The organism is Pseudomonas avellanae BPIC 631 (assembly GCF_000444135.1).
In the GTDB taxonomy this organism is placed as follows: Bacteria; Pseudomonadota; Gammaproteobacteria; order Pseudomonadales; family Pseudomonadaceae; genus Aquipseudomonas; species Aquipseudomonas avellanae.
Map to the genome: position 1 here is coordinate 37,415 of NZ_ATDK01000229.1, position 16,516 is coordinate 53,930.

13 protein-coding genes are annotated in these 16,516 nt (G+C 61.0%); 8 read left to right on the top strand and 5 right to left on the bottom strand.

All coding sequences use genetic code 11. The features are described 5' to 3' along the window. Positions 1 to 26 precede the first annotated feature (26 nt). From DW49_RS0111055 to gatC, 5 genes are all read right to left on the bottom strand, one after another. Positions 27 to 1,058: a calcium/sodium antiporter gene (locus DW49_RS0111055; RefSeq protein WP_005620389.1), complete on the bottom strand. Its 1,032-nt coding sequence runs from the start codon at positions 1,056 to 1,058 to the stop codon at positions 27 to 29. A 66-nt stretch (positions 1,059 to 1,124) separates the two neighbouring features. Beyond that, complete coding sequence (locus tag DW49_RS0111060) at positions 1,125 to 1,493, bottom strand: septal ring lytic transglycosylase RlpA family protein (protein ID WP_005620387.1); 369 nt, start codon at positions 1,491 to 1,493, stop codon at positions 1,125 to 1,127. A 270-nt stretch (positions 1,494 to 1,763) separates the two neighbouring features. Further along, positions 1,764 to 3,209: an Asp-tRNA(Asn)/Glu-tRNA(Gln) amidotransferase subunit GatB gene (gene gatB / locus DW49_RS0111065; protein WP_005620386.1), complete on the bottom strand. Its 1,446-nt coding sequence runs from the start codon at positions 3,207 to 3,209 to the stop codon at positions 1,764 to 1,766. A 10-nt stretch (positions 3,210 to 3,219) separates the two neighbouring features. Continuing rightward, positions 3,220 to 4,671: an Asp-tRNA(Asn)/Glu-tRNA(Gln) amidotransferase subunit GatA gene (gatA, locus tag DW49_RS0111070; RefSeq protein WP_024421239.1), complete on the bottom strand. Its 1,452-nt coding sequence runs from the start codon at positions 4,669 to 4,671 to the stop codon at positions 3,220 to 3,222. 14 nt (positions 4,672 to 4,685) lie between these two features. Continuing rightward, the gene (gene gatC, locus DW49_RS0111075; protein ID WP_002555109.1) at positions 4,686 to 4,973 is read right to left on the bottom strand and encodes an Asp-tRNA(Asn)/Glu-tRNA(Gln) amidotransferase subunit GatC; all 288 of its coding nucleotides are present in this window, start codon (positions 4,971 to 4,973) and stop codon (positions 4,686 to 4,688) included. Between the two features lie 206 nt (positions 4,974 to 5,179). On the opposite strand from gatC, the gene mreB reads away from it, so the two are divergent. The 8 genes from mreB to tldD all read left to right on the top strand — a co-directional run bounded on the left by mreB (position 5,180) and on the right by tldD (position 16,468). Further along, positions 5,180 to 6,217 carry a rod shape-determining protein MreB gene (mreB, locus tag DW49_RS0111080; protein ID WP_002555108.1) on the top strand — a complete coding sequence of 346 codons (1,038 nt, stop codon included), beginning with the start codon at positions 5,180 to 5,182 and terminating at the stop codon, positions 6,215 to 6,217. A 230-nt stretch (positions 6,218 to 6,447) separates the two neighbouring features. Continuing rightward, positions 6,448 to 7,527, top strand: coding sequence for a rod shape-determining protein MreC (gene mreC / locus DW49_RS0111085; RefSeq protein ID WP_005620363.1), 1,080 nt, complete (start codon positions 6,448 to 6,450; stop codon positions 7,525 to 7,527). After that, the gene (gene mreD, locus DW49_RS0111090) at positions 7,520 to 8,011 is read left to right on the top strand and encodes a rod shape-determining protein MreD (RefSeq protein WP_003377527.1); all 492 of its coding nucleotides are present in this window, start codon (positions 7,520 to 7,522) and stop codon (positions 8,009 to 8,011) included. Before mreC ends, mreD begins: the two co-directional genes overlap by 8 nt. Positions 8,012 to 8,078: 67 nt before the next feature. Continuing rightward, positions 8,079 to 8,681: a Maf family protein gene (locus DW49_RS0111095; RefSeq protein ID WP_005620361.1), complete on the top strand. Its 603-nt coding sequence runs from the start codon at positions 8,079 to 8,081 to the stop codon at positions 8,679 to 8,681. Next, a complete protein-coding gene (gene rng / locus DW49_RS0111100; protein ID WP_005620360.1) occupies positions 8,678 to 10,135 on the top strand; it encodes a ribonuclease G in 1,458 nt (485 codons plus the stop codon). Before DW49_RS0111095 ends, rng begins: the two co-directional genes overlap by 4 nt. Before the next feature lie 181 nt (positions 10,136 to 10,316). Then, positions 10,317 to 14,132: a YhdP family protein gene (locus DW49_RS0111105; RefSeq protein ID WP_024419636.1), complete on the top strand. Its 3,816-nt coding sequence runs from the start codon at positions 10,317 to 10,319 to the stop codon at positions 14,130 to 14,132. Between the two features lie 48 nt (positions 14,133 to 14,180). After that, positions 14,181 to 15,026, top strand: coding sequence for a carbon-nitrogen hydrolase family protein (locus tag DW49_RS0111110; protein ID WP_005620357.1), 846 nt, complete (start codon positions 14,181 to 14,183; stop codon positions 15,024 to 15,026). A gap of 2 nt (positions 15,027 to 15,028) precedes the next feature. Beyond that, positions 15,029 to 16,468, top strand: a complete 1,440-nt coding sequence (gene tldD, locus DW49_RS0111115) for a metalloprotease TldD (protein ID WP_005620355.1) — start codon at positions 15,029 to 15,031, stop codon at positions 16,466 to 16,468. Positions 16,469 to 16,516 lie beyond the last annotated feature (48 nt).

Sequence of the window (16,516 nt, forward strand, 5' to 3'; positions counted from 1 at the left end):
TCCCCTTGAGCAAATGTGGATTGAGATCAGTGCTGGCGTCGCCAGGCGCGAACAGTGCCCCACGCGACGATAATGCCCAGCACAGGCAAAGCGAAAGTCAGCATCAAGCCTTCGAGCCTTTCGGCCAGCGCCATGCCGGTGCTGATCGCCAGGATATGCAGCCCGTAGGTCAGGTACAACGCCAGCAACAGCAAGCCTTCGATACGGTCAATGCGGTAGCCGGAATAGAACAGTGGCACGCACAGCAGCGAAACACCGAGCATGATCGGCAGGTCGAAAACCAGCGCGTTCGGCGAGACGGTCAGCGGCATCGGCGCGACCAGCGCGGTGAGCCCCAGCACGCCCAGCAGGTTGAACAGGTTGCTACCGATCACATTGCCTACTGCGATATCGCGCTCGCCGCGCAGCGCTGCGATCAAGGAAGTCATCAGCGCGGGCAGTGAGGTGCCGATGGCAATGACGGTCAGGCCGATAATACGCTCGGACAGCCCCAGGTGGATGGCAATAACCACCGAGGCATCAACCAGCAAGTGCCCGCCCGCGACGAGCATCAGCAGGCCGACAGCCAACATGGCCATGCGCGTGAAGGTGCGCGGTTTTCCGCTTGTGGCGGCGCGCCCGTGACGTGGGCCCTGGCCTCCCTGGCGGATGATGATGACCAGACAGACCAGCAGCGCGACCAGAAGCAGCGCACCGTCAAATTTGCTGAACTCGCCGCTCCACGACAGGCCGATGGCCAGCAGGCAGGCGCCGATCATCAGCGGGATGTCGATGTGCAATACCTGACGCGCCACGCGCAACGGAATGATCAGCGAACACAGCCCGAGGATGACCAGCACATTGAAGATGTTGCCGCCGATGACGCTGCCCACGGCAATGTCGGTGTTGTCGGAAAACGCGGCCTGCAGGCTGACGGCCATTTGAGGCGCGCTGGTGCCCATCGCCACGACAGTCAGGCCGATGATCAGTGGCCGAACCTTGAAAATCGCCGCCAGGTGCACGGCAGCGCGCACTGACAGCTCGGCCCCGATCAACAGCAACAGCAAACCACTGAGCATCTGAATCAGCGCGGGGGCGGGCAGGGCCGATAGCTGGAGAATAGGGGTGTGTCCTTGATCGAGGGCTTAGTCGAGGGCTTGAACGCGAACTGGCGCGGTGCCGCTGCGCAGCATACCCAGTTGTTCGGCTGCTTCGCGAGAGACATCGATCAGACGACCCCGTGTGTGCGGGCCACGATCATTGACACGCACGATCACTGATTTGTCGTTGTTCAGGTTGGTGACTTTGACGCGGGTGCCAAATGGCAACTGCCGGTGGGCAGCGGTCAGGGCGTTCTGATTGAACGGTTCGCCGCTGGCGGTGCGATTGCCATGATGGCGGGCACCGTAGTACGCGGCGGTGCCGGTCTCGTCATAACCGTGTGGGTCAATGACGTTATTGGCGCAGCCAGCCAGCAAGGTCAGCAGGCTGCTGGCAAGAAGAAGTCGGCGCATGGGTGGGGTCCTGAGTGCCAGTGGGATGGGGTTCTGCAAGATCTACCTGACGCTCGTATCAATAGTCTGCGTGATATACAAAACTTGTGGGAGCGAGCTTGCTCGCGAATAGGCCGGTACAGCCCCAAGAGACAGGGTGCCTGGACCATAGTCTTCGTGAGCAAGCTCACTCCCACAGAGATCTGCAGTCCGTCTGGTGCTACGGTTTCAGACCCATTTTCCCGGCCCATCGAGACTTATGCATGACGATGAGCCCGGAGCGTGGGGCGATCAACCCTCCAGTTTGGCCTTCAGCAGTTCGTTGACCTGCTGTGGGTTGGCCTTGCCTTTGGAGGCTTTCATGGCCTGGCCGACGAAGAAACCGAACATCTTGCCGCGCTTGGCTTCATCCGCTGCACGGTACTGTTCGACCTGTTCTGCGTTGGCAGCCAGTACTTCGTCGAGCATCGATTCGATGGCACCGCTGTCGGTTACCTGTTTCAGGCCGCGCTTCTCGATTACTTCATCGGCGCTGCCTTCACCATTGGCCATCGCTTCAAAAACCATTTTGGCGATCTTGCCCGAAATGGTGTCGTCAGTGATGCGCTTGAGCATGCCGCCCAGTTGCTCGGCGCTGACCGGCGACTGATCGATTTCGACACCCTGTTTGTTCAACAGGCTGCCCAGTTCGACCATGACCCAGTTGGCGGCCAGCTTGGCGTCGCCGCTGATGCTGACCACTTTTTCAAAGTAATCGGCCTGCTCGCGGCTGGAGGCCAGCACGCTGGCGTCGTACGTCGACAGGCCAAACTGGCTCTGGAAGCGTTCGCGTTTCTGCGGTGGCAGTTCCGGCAGTGTGGCGCGGGTTTCTTCGATGAACGAGTCTTCGATGATCACCGGCAACAGGTCGGGGTCAGGGAAGTAACGGTAGTCGTTGGCTTCTTCCTTGCTGCGCATGGCGCGGGTTTCGTTGGTGTTCGGGTCGTACAGACGCGTCTGCTGGATGACCCTGCCGCCGTCTTCGATCAGGTCGATCTGGCGCTGAATCTCGCTGTTGATCGCTTTTTCGATGAAACGGAAAGAGTTGACGTTCTTGATCTCGCAGCGAGTACCGAACTCGACCTGGCCCTTGGGGCGAATCGACACGTTACAGTCGCAACGCAGCGAGCCTTCGGCCATGTTGCCGTCGCAGATGCCCAGGTAACGGACAATCGCGTGGATAGCCTTGACGTAGGCCACGGCTTCTTTGGCGCTGCGCATGTCCGGCTCGGAAACGATCTCCAGCAGCGGCGTGCCGGCACGGTTCAGGTCGATCCCGGTCATGCCCTGAAAGTCTTCATGCAGGCTTTTGCCGGCGTCTTCTTCAAGGTGCGCGCGAGTGATGCCGACGCGTTTGACCGTGCCGTCTTCCAAGGGGATGTCCAGGTGGCCCTTGCCGACAATCGGCAGCTCCATCTGGCTGATCTGATAGCCCTTGGGTAGGTCCGGGTAGAAATAGTTTTTGCGGGCGAACACGTTGTGCTGACCGATTTCGGCATCTACCGCCAGGCCGAACTTGACGGCCATGCGCACGGCTTCCTTGTTCAGCACTGGCAGCACGCCCGGCATGCCCAGATCGACAAGGCTGGCCTGGGTGTTGGGCTCGGAGCCGAACGTGGTGGCGCTGCCGGAAAAAATCTTTGATCGGGTCGAAAGCTGAGTGTGAATCTCAAGCCCGATGACGACTTCCCATTGCATGTGTTTCTCCTCAGAAGCCTGCAGGTGCGCGAGTGTGCCAGTCAGTGACTTGCTGATACTGATGCGCCACATTCAAGAGACGGCCTTCCTGGAAATACGGGGCGAGCAATTGCACGCCGACCGGCAGACCATCGACAAAGCCCGCTGGCATGGACAAGCCGGGCAGGCCCGCCAGGTTGGCGGTGATGGTGTAGAAGTCTTCCAGGTATTCGGCAATCGGGTCGTTGGTCTTGGCGCCGATTTTCCAGGCCGGGTTGGGCGTGGTCGGGCCGAGGATCACGTCGACTTCGGCAAATGCACTCATGAAATCGTTCTTGATCAGGCGGCGGATTTTCTGCGCCTGCAAGTAATAGGCGTCGTAGTAACCCGCCGACAGCGCGTAGGCGCCGACCATGATGCGTCGCTGCACTTCCGGGCCAAAGCCCTCTGCGCGCGAGCGCTTGTACAGGTCAGTCAGGTCTTTCGGGTCTTCGCAGCGGTAGCCGAAGCGCACGCCGTCGAAACGCGACAGGTTGGACGATGCCTCTGCCGGAGCGATGACGTAATAGGCAGGAATGGCGTGTTGCAGGTTCGGCAGGCTGACTTCCTTGACGATTGCGCCGAGCTTTTCCAGTTGCTTGACGCTTTCATGCACCAACTGCGCGATGCGCGGGTCGAGGCCTGCACTGAAATATTCTTTCGGCACGCCGATACGCAGGCCCTTGAGCGAGGTATTGAGGCTGGCGGAGTAGTCCGGGACCGGCTCGTCGATGCTGGTGGAGTCCTGCGGGTCGAAACCGGCCATGCCTTGCAGCAGCAGCGCGCAATCTTCGGCGGTGCGAGCCATCGGGCCTGCCTGATCAAGGCTGGACGCATATGCAATCATGCCCCAGCGCGACACACGACCGTAGGTCGGCTTGAGGCCGGTGAGGTTGGTCAGCGCCGCTGGCTGGCGAATCGAGCCGCCGGTGTCGGTGCCGGTTGCCGCAGGCAGCAGGCGGGCAGCAACTGCCGCAGCCGAACCGCCAGAGGAGCCGCCAGGCACGCATTCCAGGTTCCACGGGTTTTTCACCGCGCCATAGTGGCTGGACTCGTTGGCCGAACCCATGGCGAATTCGTCCATGTTGGTCTTGCCCAGCGTCACCGTGCCGGCCGAAGCCAGTTTCGACACCACCGTGGCGTCGTACGGCGCCTTGAAGTTGTCGAGCATCCGGGAGCCGCAGCTGGTGCGAATGCCCTGGGTGCAGAACAGGTCCTTGTGCGCCAGCGGGGCGCCGAGCAGCGGCCCGTTTTCACCGGCCGTGCGGCGGGCGTCTGCTGCCTGGGCCTGGGTGATGGCCAGGTCTTCGGTGAGGCTGATGAAGCTGTTGAGCTGTGGGTCAAGCTGCGCGATACGCGACAGCAGAACGCGGGTCAGCTCTTCGGAAGAAAACTTTTTTTCGGCGAGTCCGCGAGCGATCTCGGCCAGAGTCATTTGGTGCATGCAGGCGCTTTCCCTTACTCGATGACTTTCGGAACCAGATAAAGTCCGTCTTGGACCGCTGGTGCGATGGCTTGGTAAGTGTCGCGTCGATTTCGCTCGGTTACCGCGTCTTCGCGCAGGCGCTGGGTCGCTTCCAGCGGATGAGCCAGTGGTTCGATGCCGGTGGTGTCGACGGCCTGCATCTGATCGACCAGCCCGAGGATGCTGTTAAGTGCTTCGGTAGTACGCGGAATATCGGCGTCATTAAGGCCAAGTCGGGCCAGATGAGCGATCTTTTCCACGTCGGAGCGTTCAAGCGCCATGGGGTATCTCCAGTGGAATGCTGACGGATTTGCTTTGTTGCCAATTGCGGAACACTATCGCGTTATTACTGTCTCAAGCCGCTAACGTCGAGGGTCGTGTTCGGAAAACCGCCAATTTAGCATATTGGCTCCTTGCCCAAAATCCCTGTCGTTGTTAGAGTTTGCCGCACTTTTTTTACCACGCGTTCCCTAGGGTCCCTTATCCCATGTTCAAGAAACTGCGTGGCATGTTTTCCAGTGATCTATCCATCGACCTGGGCACTGCCAACACCCTTATTTACGTGCGTGAGCGCGGTATCGTCCTGAATGAACCCTCTGTCGTTGCCATTCGTACTCACGGCAATCAGAAGAGTGTCGTCGCTGTCGGTACCGAAGCCAAGCGTATGCTGGGCCGTACTCCAGGCAACATTGCCGCCATTCGCCCAATGAAAGACGGCGTCATCGCCGATTTCAGCGTCTGCGAAAAAATGTTGCAGTACTTCATCAACAAGGTCCACGAAAACAGCTTTCTGCAGCCTAGCCCTCGTGTGCTGATCTGCGTTCCGTGCAAATCCACTCAGGTTGAGCGTCGCGCCATTCGCGAGTCGGCCTTGGGCGCAGGCGCGCGTGAAGTGTTCCTGATCGAAGAGCCTATGGCTGCTGCGATCGGTGCCGGCCTGCCGGTCGAAGAAGCACGTGGCTCGATGGTTGTCGACATCGGCGGCGGCACCACTGAGATCGCGCTGATCTCCCTCAACGGTGTGGTGTATGCCGAATCCGTACGTGTGGGCGGCGACCGTTTCGACGAAGCGATCATCACTTACGTGCGTCGTAACTACGGCAGCCTGATCGGCGAATCCACCGCCGAGCGCATCAAGCAGGAAATCGGCACTGCCTACCCGGGCGGTGAAGTACGTGAAGTCGACGTCCGTGGGCGCAACCTGGCTGAAGGCGTCCCGCGCGCCTTCACCCTGAACTCCAATGAAGTGCTCGAAGCGCTGCAGGAGTCGCTGGCGACCATCGTTCAGGCGGTCAAGAGCGCTCTGGAGCAATCGCCTCCGGAGCTGGCTTCGGACATCGCCGAGCGTGGCCTGGTACTGACCGGTGGCGGCGCGCTGCTGCGTGACCTCGACAAACTGCTGGCTCAGGAAACAGGTCTGCCGGTGATCGTCGCCGAAGACCCGCTGACCTGTGTGGCGCGTGGCGGTGGCCGTGCGCTGGAAATGATGGATAAGCACACCATGGATCTGCTCTCCAGCGAGTAATTCGCCGGGGTGCCTTTCACGGAGTCTTTTGTATGCAGGTGGCGTATGTGCTACCTGTATGCCTCAGGCTGACGCCGAAACAGGGTGCCTATCCCTCTCATTGTCCAGGCCGGTTACATACCGCATGAATAATTGCCAATCGAAGTTCGATCCAACGATCGTATGCCCCGGAGGAGCGGCCTATTAAACCGCTTTTCGCAAAAGGCCCGTCGCTGGGTGTACGTCTGCTGGTGCTGGCCGTTCTGTCGGTAGCGTTGATGGTGGTCGACGCCCGCTTTACGATCCTCAAGCCCGTGCGCAGCCAGATGTCGATGGTGCTCATGCAGTCCTACTGGGTCGTCGATCTGCCACAACGTTTGTATCAGGGCGTTGCCAGTCAGTTCGGCAGCCGCACAGAACTCATCGCCGAAAACGAAAAACTCAAGACCGAAGCGCTGCTCCTGCAAGGTCGCCTGCAAAAGCTGGCGGCACTGACCGAGCAGAACGTGCGCCTGCGCGAGCTGCTGAACTCTTCAGCGCTGGTCAACGAGAAGGTCGAGGTCGCCGAGCTGATCGGCATGGACCCAAACCCCTTCACCCATCGCATCATCATCAACAAGGGCGAGCGCGATGGCGTGGTGCTCGGCCAGCCGGTGCTCGATGCGCGCGGCCTGATGGGCCAGGTTGTCGAACTGATGCCCTATACCTCGCGGGTGCTGCTGTTGACTGACACGACCCACAGCATTCCGGTGCAGGTCAATCGCAACGGCCTGCGTGCCATCGCCAGCGGCACTGGTAACCCGGAACGCCTTGAGCTTCGGCATGTGGCGGACACCGCAGACATCAAGGAAGGCGACCTGCTGGTCAGCTCCGGCCTTGGTCAGCGTTTTCCGGCAGGCTACCCGGTGGCCACGGTCAAGGAGGTCATTCACGACTCCGGCCAGCCTTTCGCGATTGTCCGCGCCGTGCCTACGGCAGCTTTGAACCGCAGTCGCTACCTGTTGCTGGTGTTCTCCGACGGTCGCTCGCCCGAAGAGCGCGCTGCCGATGCCGCGCAGGCTCAGGAGTCGATCGACAAGGGCCTCGAGCCCACGGTCATGGCGACCTTGCCGCCGCCAACACCGGCATTCCCGATGTGGCCGCAAGCAACGGTGCCGACGTTCCCCGGCAGTACAACGACTCATAAACCCGCCGCGCAACCCGCGACGCCAGCTCCGGCTGCCACGCCTGCCGCGACACCGGCAGCAAGGCCCGCCGCCCGGCCTGCTGCGTCGCGTCCCGCTGCGTCCACGCCTTCCAACGCCAACACCCGGGAGCCTATCGATGGTTAGTCATGTTTCCGGGCGCAACGGCTGGGTGGTCTGGCTGACGTTCGCAATCGGTCTGTTGCTGAGTGTTTCGCCGCTGCCGCAGTTCATGGAAATCTTTCGGCCGCTGTGGCTGGCCTTGCTGTTAACCTTCTGGGTACTGGCGCTGCCGCACAAATACGGCATGACCACTGCGTGGATATTGGGGCTGATGGAGGACGTGCTGTATGGCACGCTGCTCGGCCAGAATGCGCTGATCCTCAGCCTGATCACATTCCTGGTGATGTCCTTGCAGCAACGTTTGCGCATGTTCCCCATGTGGCAACAGTGCCTGGTGCTGCTGGTGGTGTTCGGTCTGGCGCAGCTTGCACAGTTGTGGCTCAGTGCCTTGACGGGCAATCGCCAGCCAACCCTGGCGTTGGTGTTGCCTGCATTGGTCAGTGCGCTGTTGTGGCCTTGGGTCAGTTATGGTCTGCGTGGATTGCGCAAACGTTTGAAAATCAATTAAGCGCAAGGTGAGCGCGGCGCTCTGCAGCGTCCATCGCGCCCACCCGTACAGACACGGAGATGTCCTTATGCCCTCGCTTTATCTGGCTTCTGGCTCGCCGCGCCGTCGCGAACTTCTGACTCAGATCGGTGTGCCCTTCACCGTACTCAGCGCTCAGATCGACGAAACCCCCTTCGACGCTGAAACCCCGGCTGCCTATGTCGAGCGTCTTGCGCTTGGCAAGGCTCAGGCCGGGTTGGCCGTATTGCCGGTTGATCAGCAGGCCTGTGTGCTGGGGGCTGACACGGCAGTGGTGCTCGACGGGCGCATTCTCGGCAAGCCGGTTGATCAAGCCGATGCGCTGGCCATGCTTGCCGCGCTGTCCGGGCGCGAACATGAAGTGCTCACCGCCGTGGCATTGACTGACCGGCAGCGCAGTGAAACCTGTGTCGTGACCAGTCGCGTGCGCTTTCGCTCGATTCAACCCCATGAGGCTCACGCCTACTGGACCAGCGGCGAACCTGCCGACAAGGCCGGAGGCTATGCGATTCAAGGCCTGGCGGCGATTTTCGTTGCAGGTCTGCATGGCAGCTATTCTGCTGTGGTGGGTCTGCCACTGTGCGAAACCGCAGAACTGCTCAGCCGTTTCGGCATACCCTGCTGGCAATGCCTGGAAGGTGACAAGTCATGAGTGAAGAGATTCTGATCAACATCACCCCGATGGAATCGCGGGTGGCAGTGGTAGAAAACGGTGTACTGCAAGAGGTGCACGTCGAACGCACCCAGCGTCGTGGCATTGTCGGCAACATCTACAAAGGCAAGGTGGTGCGGGTGTTGCCGGGCATGCAGGCGGCGTTCATCGACATCGGTCTGGATCGCGCAGCATTCATTCATGCCTCGGAAATTTCCATGCGTGAAGGGCCTGCCGTCGAGAGCATTGCGTCGCTGGTGCATGACGGTCAGAGCCTGGTGGTGCAAGTCACCAAAGACCCGATTGGCAGCAAAGGCGCACGCCTGACCACGCAGCTGTCGATTCCGTCGCGGTATCTGGTGTACATGCCGCGTACTGCCCACGTCGGGATTTCTCTGAAAATCGAAGACGAGGCCGAGCGCGAGCGACTGAAAAAAGTTGTCAGCGATTGTGTCGCCCAGGAAGGCATCAAAGAGGCCGGTGGCTTTATTCTGCGCACCGCTGCGGAAGGCGCCGGTGCCGACGAAATCCTCATGGACATTCGTTACTTGCGCAGGCTCTGGGACCAGATCGGCGATCAGATCAAGACCGTCAGCCCGCCCACCGTGATCTACGAAGACCTGGGTCTGGCATTGCGGACCTTGCGTGACCTGGTCAGCCCGCGAATCGAGAAAATTCGCATCGACTCGCGGGAAACGTTCCAGAAAACCACGCAGTTCGTGGCTGAACTGATGCCTGAAATCGCCGACCGCCTTGAGCATTACCCGGGCGAGCGGCCGATTTTCGATCTATACGGTGTCGAAGACGAAATCCAGAAAGCCCTCGATCGCAAGGTGCCGCTCAAGTCCGGTGGTTATCTGGTGATCGACCCGGCCGAGGCGATGAGCACCATCGACGTCAATACCGGTGCGTTCGTCGGGCATCGCAATCTGGAAGAAACCATTTTCAAGACCAACCTGGAGGCGGCAACAGCCATCGCCCGCCAACTGCGCCTGCGCAATCTGGGCGGCATCATCATTATCGATTTCATCGACATGGAAGACGGTGAACACCAGCGTCAGGTGCTGCGTACGCTGGAGAAACAACTGGAGCGCGATCACGCCAAGACCAACATCATCGGTATCACCGAGCTGGGCCTGGTGCAAATGACGCGCAAACGCACTCGCGAAAGTCTTGAGCAAGTGCTGTGCGAGCCCTGCCATTGCTGCGTGGGCCGGGGCAAGCTGAAGACTCCAGAGACCATTTGTTATGAAATCTTCCGGGAAATCCTGCGCGAAGCCAGGGCCTATCAGGCGGTGGGTTATCGCGTTCTGGCCAATCAGCGTGTGGTTGACCGCTTGCTCGACGAAGAGTCGGGCAACGTGGCTGAGCTGGAGAGCTTTATTGGCCGCACCATCCGTTTTCAGGTAGAAACCATGTACTCGCAGGAACAATACGACGTGGTGCTGCTCTGAAGCTGCTGAGCGTATGAAATATTATGACAAGCGCCCAACGGGTTTCTGGCAGGTATGCCGTTTTATCGAGAATGATGTGTGGCAAACGAGCAAAACCTGGACCTGAGCGCAGCTGCACACTTGAGCCGGAATAGATTCGCCGATTGCGGTCTTTGCATCCCGCAGCGGAGGGCATCCTGAGATGGGGCGTCTTCCGCGTGCCGTTGCAACCCTGACCCGCTGGGGCCTGAGCCTCTGCGCCTTGATTCTGGTGCTCGCGGCGCTGTACGTCAGCCTCGGCCGTCAACTGACGCCGCTGGTTGCCGAATACCGCGTCGATGTAGAAACCCGAGCCAGCAGCGCATTGGGCATACCGCTGAGCATTGGCAGCCTGGAAGGCAGCTGGAGCAGGTTTGCCCCGGTATTGCTGGCCCACGACGTCATGGTCGGTGAGGGCGCCAATGCCCTGCGTCTGGACCGTGTGCGGGTTGTTCCTGATCTCTGGGCAAGCCTGTTGGCGCGTCAAGTGCGCATCGCGCATCTTGAAGTGGACGGTCTGCAGTTCACGATCAAGCAGGACCAGGAGGGCGGCTGGGCCGTACAGGGCTTGCCGGTGCGTAACGACACCCCGTTCGACCCAGGGCAGTTGCTCAATCAAATGCAAATGGTGTCGCACCTGTCGCTGCTCGACAGCCAAGTGACGGTGCAACCGCTCGACGCCGCGCCGCTGACCCTGACCTACGTAAACCTGAGCCTGACCACCGGCAGCTATCACCAGCGCCTGGATGCACGCCTGACCCTGCCGGATGGCCAGCCGTTTGCGCTGAATGTGCGCTCACGTATCCAGGCCAGCCAGTGGAAAGAGGGCGAGGCGGATGCCTACGCCAGCTTGCCGCAAAGCGACTGGGCCAAATGGCTGCCGAAAAGCCTCACCCGTGAATGGACGCTTTCCAGGCTGCAAGCCGGCGGCGACCTGTGGATGAGTTGGGGCAAGGGCACCGTGCAAAGCGCGACTGCGCGCCTGAATGCCCCGCAGATCAAAGGTGTCTATGCCGATCGCAAGCCGTCGACCATCGATAATCTGGCGCTCAACGCCTGGTTCGCGCGTACCGTGACCGGCTTCGACCTGAGCCTTGATTCATTGGCGATGAACCTGGGCAGCGACCGCTGGGAAAGCCGCCTGCAACTGACCCAGACCGCTGCAACGCCTGACCGCGAAGAGCTTTGGCATGTGCAGGCTGACCGCCTGGACCTGACACCTCTCACGCCACTGGTCGACTCCCTCGCGCCATTGCCGGAGAAGGCAATGGCGGTGGTCGATGGACTCAAGGTGACGGGCGGGCTTCGCAACGTACTGCTCGATTACCGCCCGCAGGCCACCGGCGACAAGCGCCTGGGTTTTGCCGCCAATCTGGACAAGGTCGGTTTCAATGCCTATCGCGGCGCACCGGCGGCCGGAAATGTCAGCGGCGCGATCAATGGCGATCTGGGGCAGGGCGAACTGCGGCTTGCCACCGACGACTTCATGCTGCACCTGGACCCTATCTTCGCCAAGCCGTGGCGCTATCAGAAAGCCAATGCCCGCCTGACCTGGAAGCTGGATGATCAGGCGTTCACCCTGATCGCGCCGTATATCAAGGTGCTTGGCGATGAAGGCAAGATCGCGGCGGACTTCCTGATCAGAATTCACCTCAGCCACGATCAGGAAGACTACATGGACCTGCGGGTCGGCATGGTCGATGGAGATGGTCGCTACACCAGCAAATACCTGCCTACCGCGCTCAGCCCGGAACTCGATCACTGGCTGCGCACTGCCGTGGTGAGTGGTGCGGTCAAGCAAGGTTTTTTCCAGTACCAGGGTTCGCTGAAGAAGAATTCGCCCGACACTGCGCATGTCATCAGTCTGTTTTTCGATGTCAGCAATGCAACGCTGGCGTTCCAGCCGGGCTGGCCTTCGCTGACCGGCGTGGATGGCAAGGTGTACGTTGAAAACAGCGGCGTGCGGGTCAATGCAAGCAAGGGGCAGTTGTTCGACACCAGAGTCAGCAATGTGCTGGTCAACATTCCCCATGTGCCGTCGGGTCAGGACAGCCACCTGCTGGTGGACGGTAACTTTTCCGGAAGCCTGGTCGATGGCCTGAAGATTCTTCAGCAAGCGCCCATCGGCACGGGCAGCACGTTTGCCGGCTGGCAGGGCGAAGGCCCGCTGGAAGGTAAGCTCAAGCTGGATATCCCGCTGGCCAAGGGCGTCGAGCCAAAGGTCGTGGTGGATTTCAGCACCGACAATGCGCGTCTGAAACTGGCAGATCCGGTGCTGGAGCTGACCCGGCTCAAGGGTGACTTCCGTTTTGACAGCAACAGTGGGCTGAGCGGCAAAGGCATCAGGGCACAAGCGTTCGATCGTCCGGTGACGGCTGAAATTGCGGCCGAAGGCAAGCCGGGCGCGAATGTCACGCGTATCACGGCAAACGGGCAAATCACCGTGAAGAAACTGACGGACTGGCTGAGCGTCACCCAGCCGGTACCCGCGTCGGGTGACTTGCCTTATCAGTTGCAACTGACCCTGGACAGCAAAGACAGCCCGTTGCTGATCAACTCCACGCTCAAGGGTGTGGCAATCGATCTGCCTGCGCCGTTTGGCAAAGCCGCCGATCAAGAGCGCCCGAGCGAATTTCGCATGACCCTGCAAGGCCCAGAGCGCAGGCTGGGTGTGGCGTACGACAACCTGGCGAACTTCGCTTTCGCAGCGCCGGGTGGCAAGTTTGCCGACGGTCGCGGCGAGCTGTATCTGGGGCGCGGCGGGGCCGTCGTGCCAGACGCCAAGGGCTTGCGGATCCGCGGTGAATTGTCCGAACTGGACATTGCCCCGTGGCAGGCGCTGGCAGAGCGATACTCCAGCAATGATCCGGGTGGCAGTGCAAAACAGCGGCTTAACAGCGTGGACCTGCAGATTGGCAAGCTGACCGCGATTGGCACAACGCTCAATGACGTGCGTGTTCAATTGCAGCGCAGCGCTGCGGCCTGGGCCTTGTCGCTGGACAGCGCGCTGGCCAAGGGCACGGCAACGCTGCCAGACGCCAAAGCTGCGCCGATCGGTATCAACATGGCGTATGTGCGCCTGCCTGCGACCGATCCGAATGCCACCGTGGTCGAAAACGCGCCCGATCCGCTGGCTGACGTTGACCCGCGCAAGATTCCGGCGCTGGATATCAAGATCTCGCAACTGTTTCAGGGCGACCAGTTATTGGGTGCCTGGGCGTTGAAGATTCGGCCGACGCCGACCGGGATGCGCATGTCTGACCTGAGCCTGGGGCTCAAAGGCATCCTGCTGGAAGGCGACGGTGCCTGGGAAGGTGCGCCGGGAACCAGCAGCAGCTGGTTCAAAGGGCGTATGGCCGGCAAGAATCTAGAGGACGTGCTCAAAGCCTGGAACTTCGCCCCGACCGTCACCAGCGAAAGCTTTGAAATGAACGTCGACGGGCGCTGGCCCGGCTCACCTGCGTGGGTAGGGCTAAAGCGCTACTCAGGCAGCCTGGATGCCACGTTGAACAGAGGTCAGTTTGTCGAAGTGGAGGGCGGTGCCCAGGCATTGCGCGTATTCGGGCTGCTGAACTTCAATTCCATTGGTCGCCGTTTGCGTCTGGACTTCTCCGACCTGCTCGGTAAAGGCCTCAGCTATGACCGGGTCAAAGGGCTGCTGGTGGCCAGCGACGGCGTTTACGTGACGCGCAGCCCGATCACGCTGACCGGGCCGTCCAGCAATCTGGAACTCAACGGTACGCTGGACATGGTTCGCGACCGCGTCGATGCCAAGCTGTTGGTGACCTTGCCGGTGACCAACAACCTGCCTATCGCCGCGTTGATTGTCGGCGCGCCGGCCATTGGCGGCGCGTTGTTTCTGGTCGACAAGCTGCTGGGCGACCGGGTTGCCCGCTTCGCCAGCGTGCAGTACAAGGTCGAAGGCCCGTGGAAAGAGCCGAAGATCACCTTCGACAAGCCATTTGAAAAGCCCCAGTAGCGTCTCTTGGAGTACAGTGGTGGCCATGTCCTCAAGGAGCACGTTGCCATGACCTTCGCTGTGATTCAGATGGTCAGCCAGAGCGATGTCCAGGCTAATCTGGCCAGCGCCCGCCGATTGCTCGAACAGGCGGCAGAAGGTGGTGCCAGGCTTGCCGTGCTGCCGGAAAACTTCGTCGCAATGGGGCGGCGTGATGTCGCGGATATCGGTCTTGCCGAGGCTGATGGGCACGGCCCCATCCTGCCATGGTTGAAACTGGCCGCTCGCGACCTCAAGTTATGGATTGTTGCCGGAACGTTGCCACTGCCGTCGAACGCGCAGCCAACGGGCAAGGTCACGGCCTGTTCGTTGCTGATTGACGAGCATGGCGATCAGATAGCGCGCTATGACAAGCTGCATTTGTTTGACGTGGATGTTGCTGACAGCCGAGGCCGCTACCGTGAGTCGGATGACTATGCTCACGGCAGCAAGGTTGTGGTGGTCGATACGCCGGTCGGTCGTCTGGGGTTGAGCGTGTGTTATGACCTGCGCTTCCCGGAGCTTTACACCGCGCTGCGTGAAGCCGGTGCTGAACTGATCACGGCCCCGTCGGCCTTCACTGCGGTCACCGGCGCTGCGCACTGGGACATTCTGATCCGGGCGCGCGCCATCGAAACCCAGTGCTACGTGCTGGCGGCGGCACAAGGCGGGGTCCATCCGGGGCCTCGCGAGACTTACGGACACGCGGCCATCGTTGATCCATGGGGCCGCGTACTGGCTCAGCAAGCGCAGGGTGAAGCCGTGCTGCTGGCCACACGCGACAGTGAAGAACAAGCGTCCATACGGGCGCGGATGCCGGTGTCCAGTCACCGGCGCTTTTTTTCGCAGGACGCCATGCGGCCTGCTTCGGAGTGAATATGAGTGATCTGTCCTCAGTCAGCGAACACCTTCTGGCACCTGGCGGCCTGACCCTCGACAGCCTGCAATCGGTGCTCGGCGAGCTTGCCGGGCCTGGTATCGACGCGGCTGATCTGTATTTTCAGGGGATGATCTCTGAGTCCTGGTCGCTCGAAGACGGCATCGTCAAGGAGGGCATTTTCAATCTTGATCAAGGCGTGGGCGTGCGTGCTCAGTCGGGCGAGAAGACCGGCTTTGCGTACAGCAACGCCATCACTGAGGATGCCCTGCGTACCGCTGCCCGTGCGGCCCGCTCCATCTCCCGCGCCGGACAGAATGGCCGGGTGCAGGCGTTCACATCGCAGGACGTGGCCCAGCTGTATGCCCCGGATAACCCGCTGGAAGTGCTGAGCCGCGCCGAGAAGGTCGAACTGCTCAAGCGCATCGACGTCGCGACGCGCGCACTGGACTCGCGCATCCAGCAGGTCTCGGTCAGCATGGCCGGGGTCTGGGAGCGCATTCTGGTCGCTGCCGCTGATGGCAGCCTGGCCGCCGACGTGCGCCCGCTGGTGCGCTTCAATGTCAGCGTCATTGTCGAGCAGAACGGCCGTCGCGAGCGCGGCGGGCACGGCGGTGGCGGGCGTACCGACTACCGTTATTTCCTGACGGATGATCGCGCCATGGGCTACGCCCGCGAAGCGTTGCGTCAGGCACTGGTCAATCTGGAAGCGATTCCTGCACCGGCCGGCACCTTGCCGGTGGTACTGGGTTCAGGCTGGTCTGGCGTGCTGTTGCACGAAGCAGTCGGTCATGGTCTGGAAGGCGATTTCAACCGCAAGGGCAGTTCGGCCTACAGCGGGCGCATGGGCGAGATGGTTGCGTCGAAACTTTGCACCATCGTTGACGACGGCGCCCTCGCCGGGCGTCGCGGCTCGTTGAGCGTCGATGACGAAGGTACGCCGACCGAATGCACCACGCTGATCGAGAACGGCGTGCTCAAGGGCTACATGCAGGACAAACTCAATGCTCGGCTGATGGGTGTTGCGCGGACCGGTAACGGTCGTCGCGAGTCTTACGCTCATCTGCCAATGCCACGCATGACCAATACTTACATGCTGGCTGGGCAAAGCGACCCGCAGGAGATCATCGCCTCGGTGAAACGCGGTATCTACTGCGCCAATCTGGGCGGCGGTCAGGTGGACATCACCAGCGGCAAGTTCGTGTTTTCGACCAGTGAGGCGTACCTGATCGAAGACGGCAAGATCACCGCACCGGTCAAAGGCGCGACCTTGATCGGCAACGGGCCGGAAGCCATGAGCAGGGTTTCGATGGTGGGTAACGACCTGTCGCTGGACAGCGGCGTGGGTACGTGCGGAAAAGACGGCCAGTCGCTGCCGGTCGGCGTGGGTCAGCCTACGCTGAAAATCGACGCGATCACGGTTGGCGGTACGGGCAACTGAATGTGAGTCGGGGCTGGCCGCTTGGTGCTGCCGGCCCCGCGGTTGAAA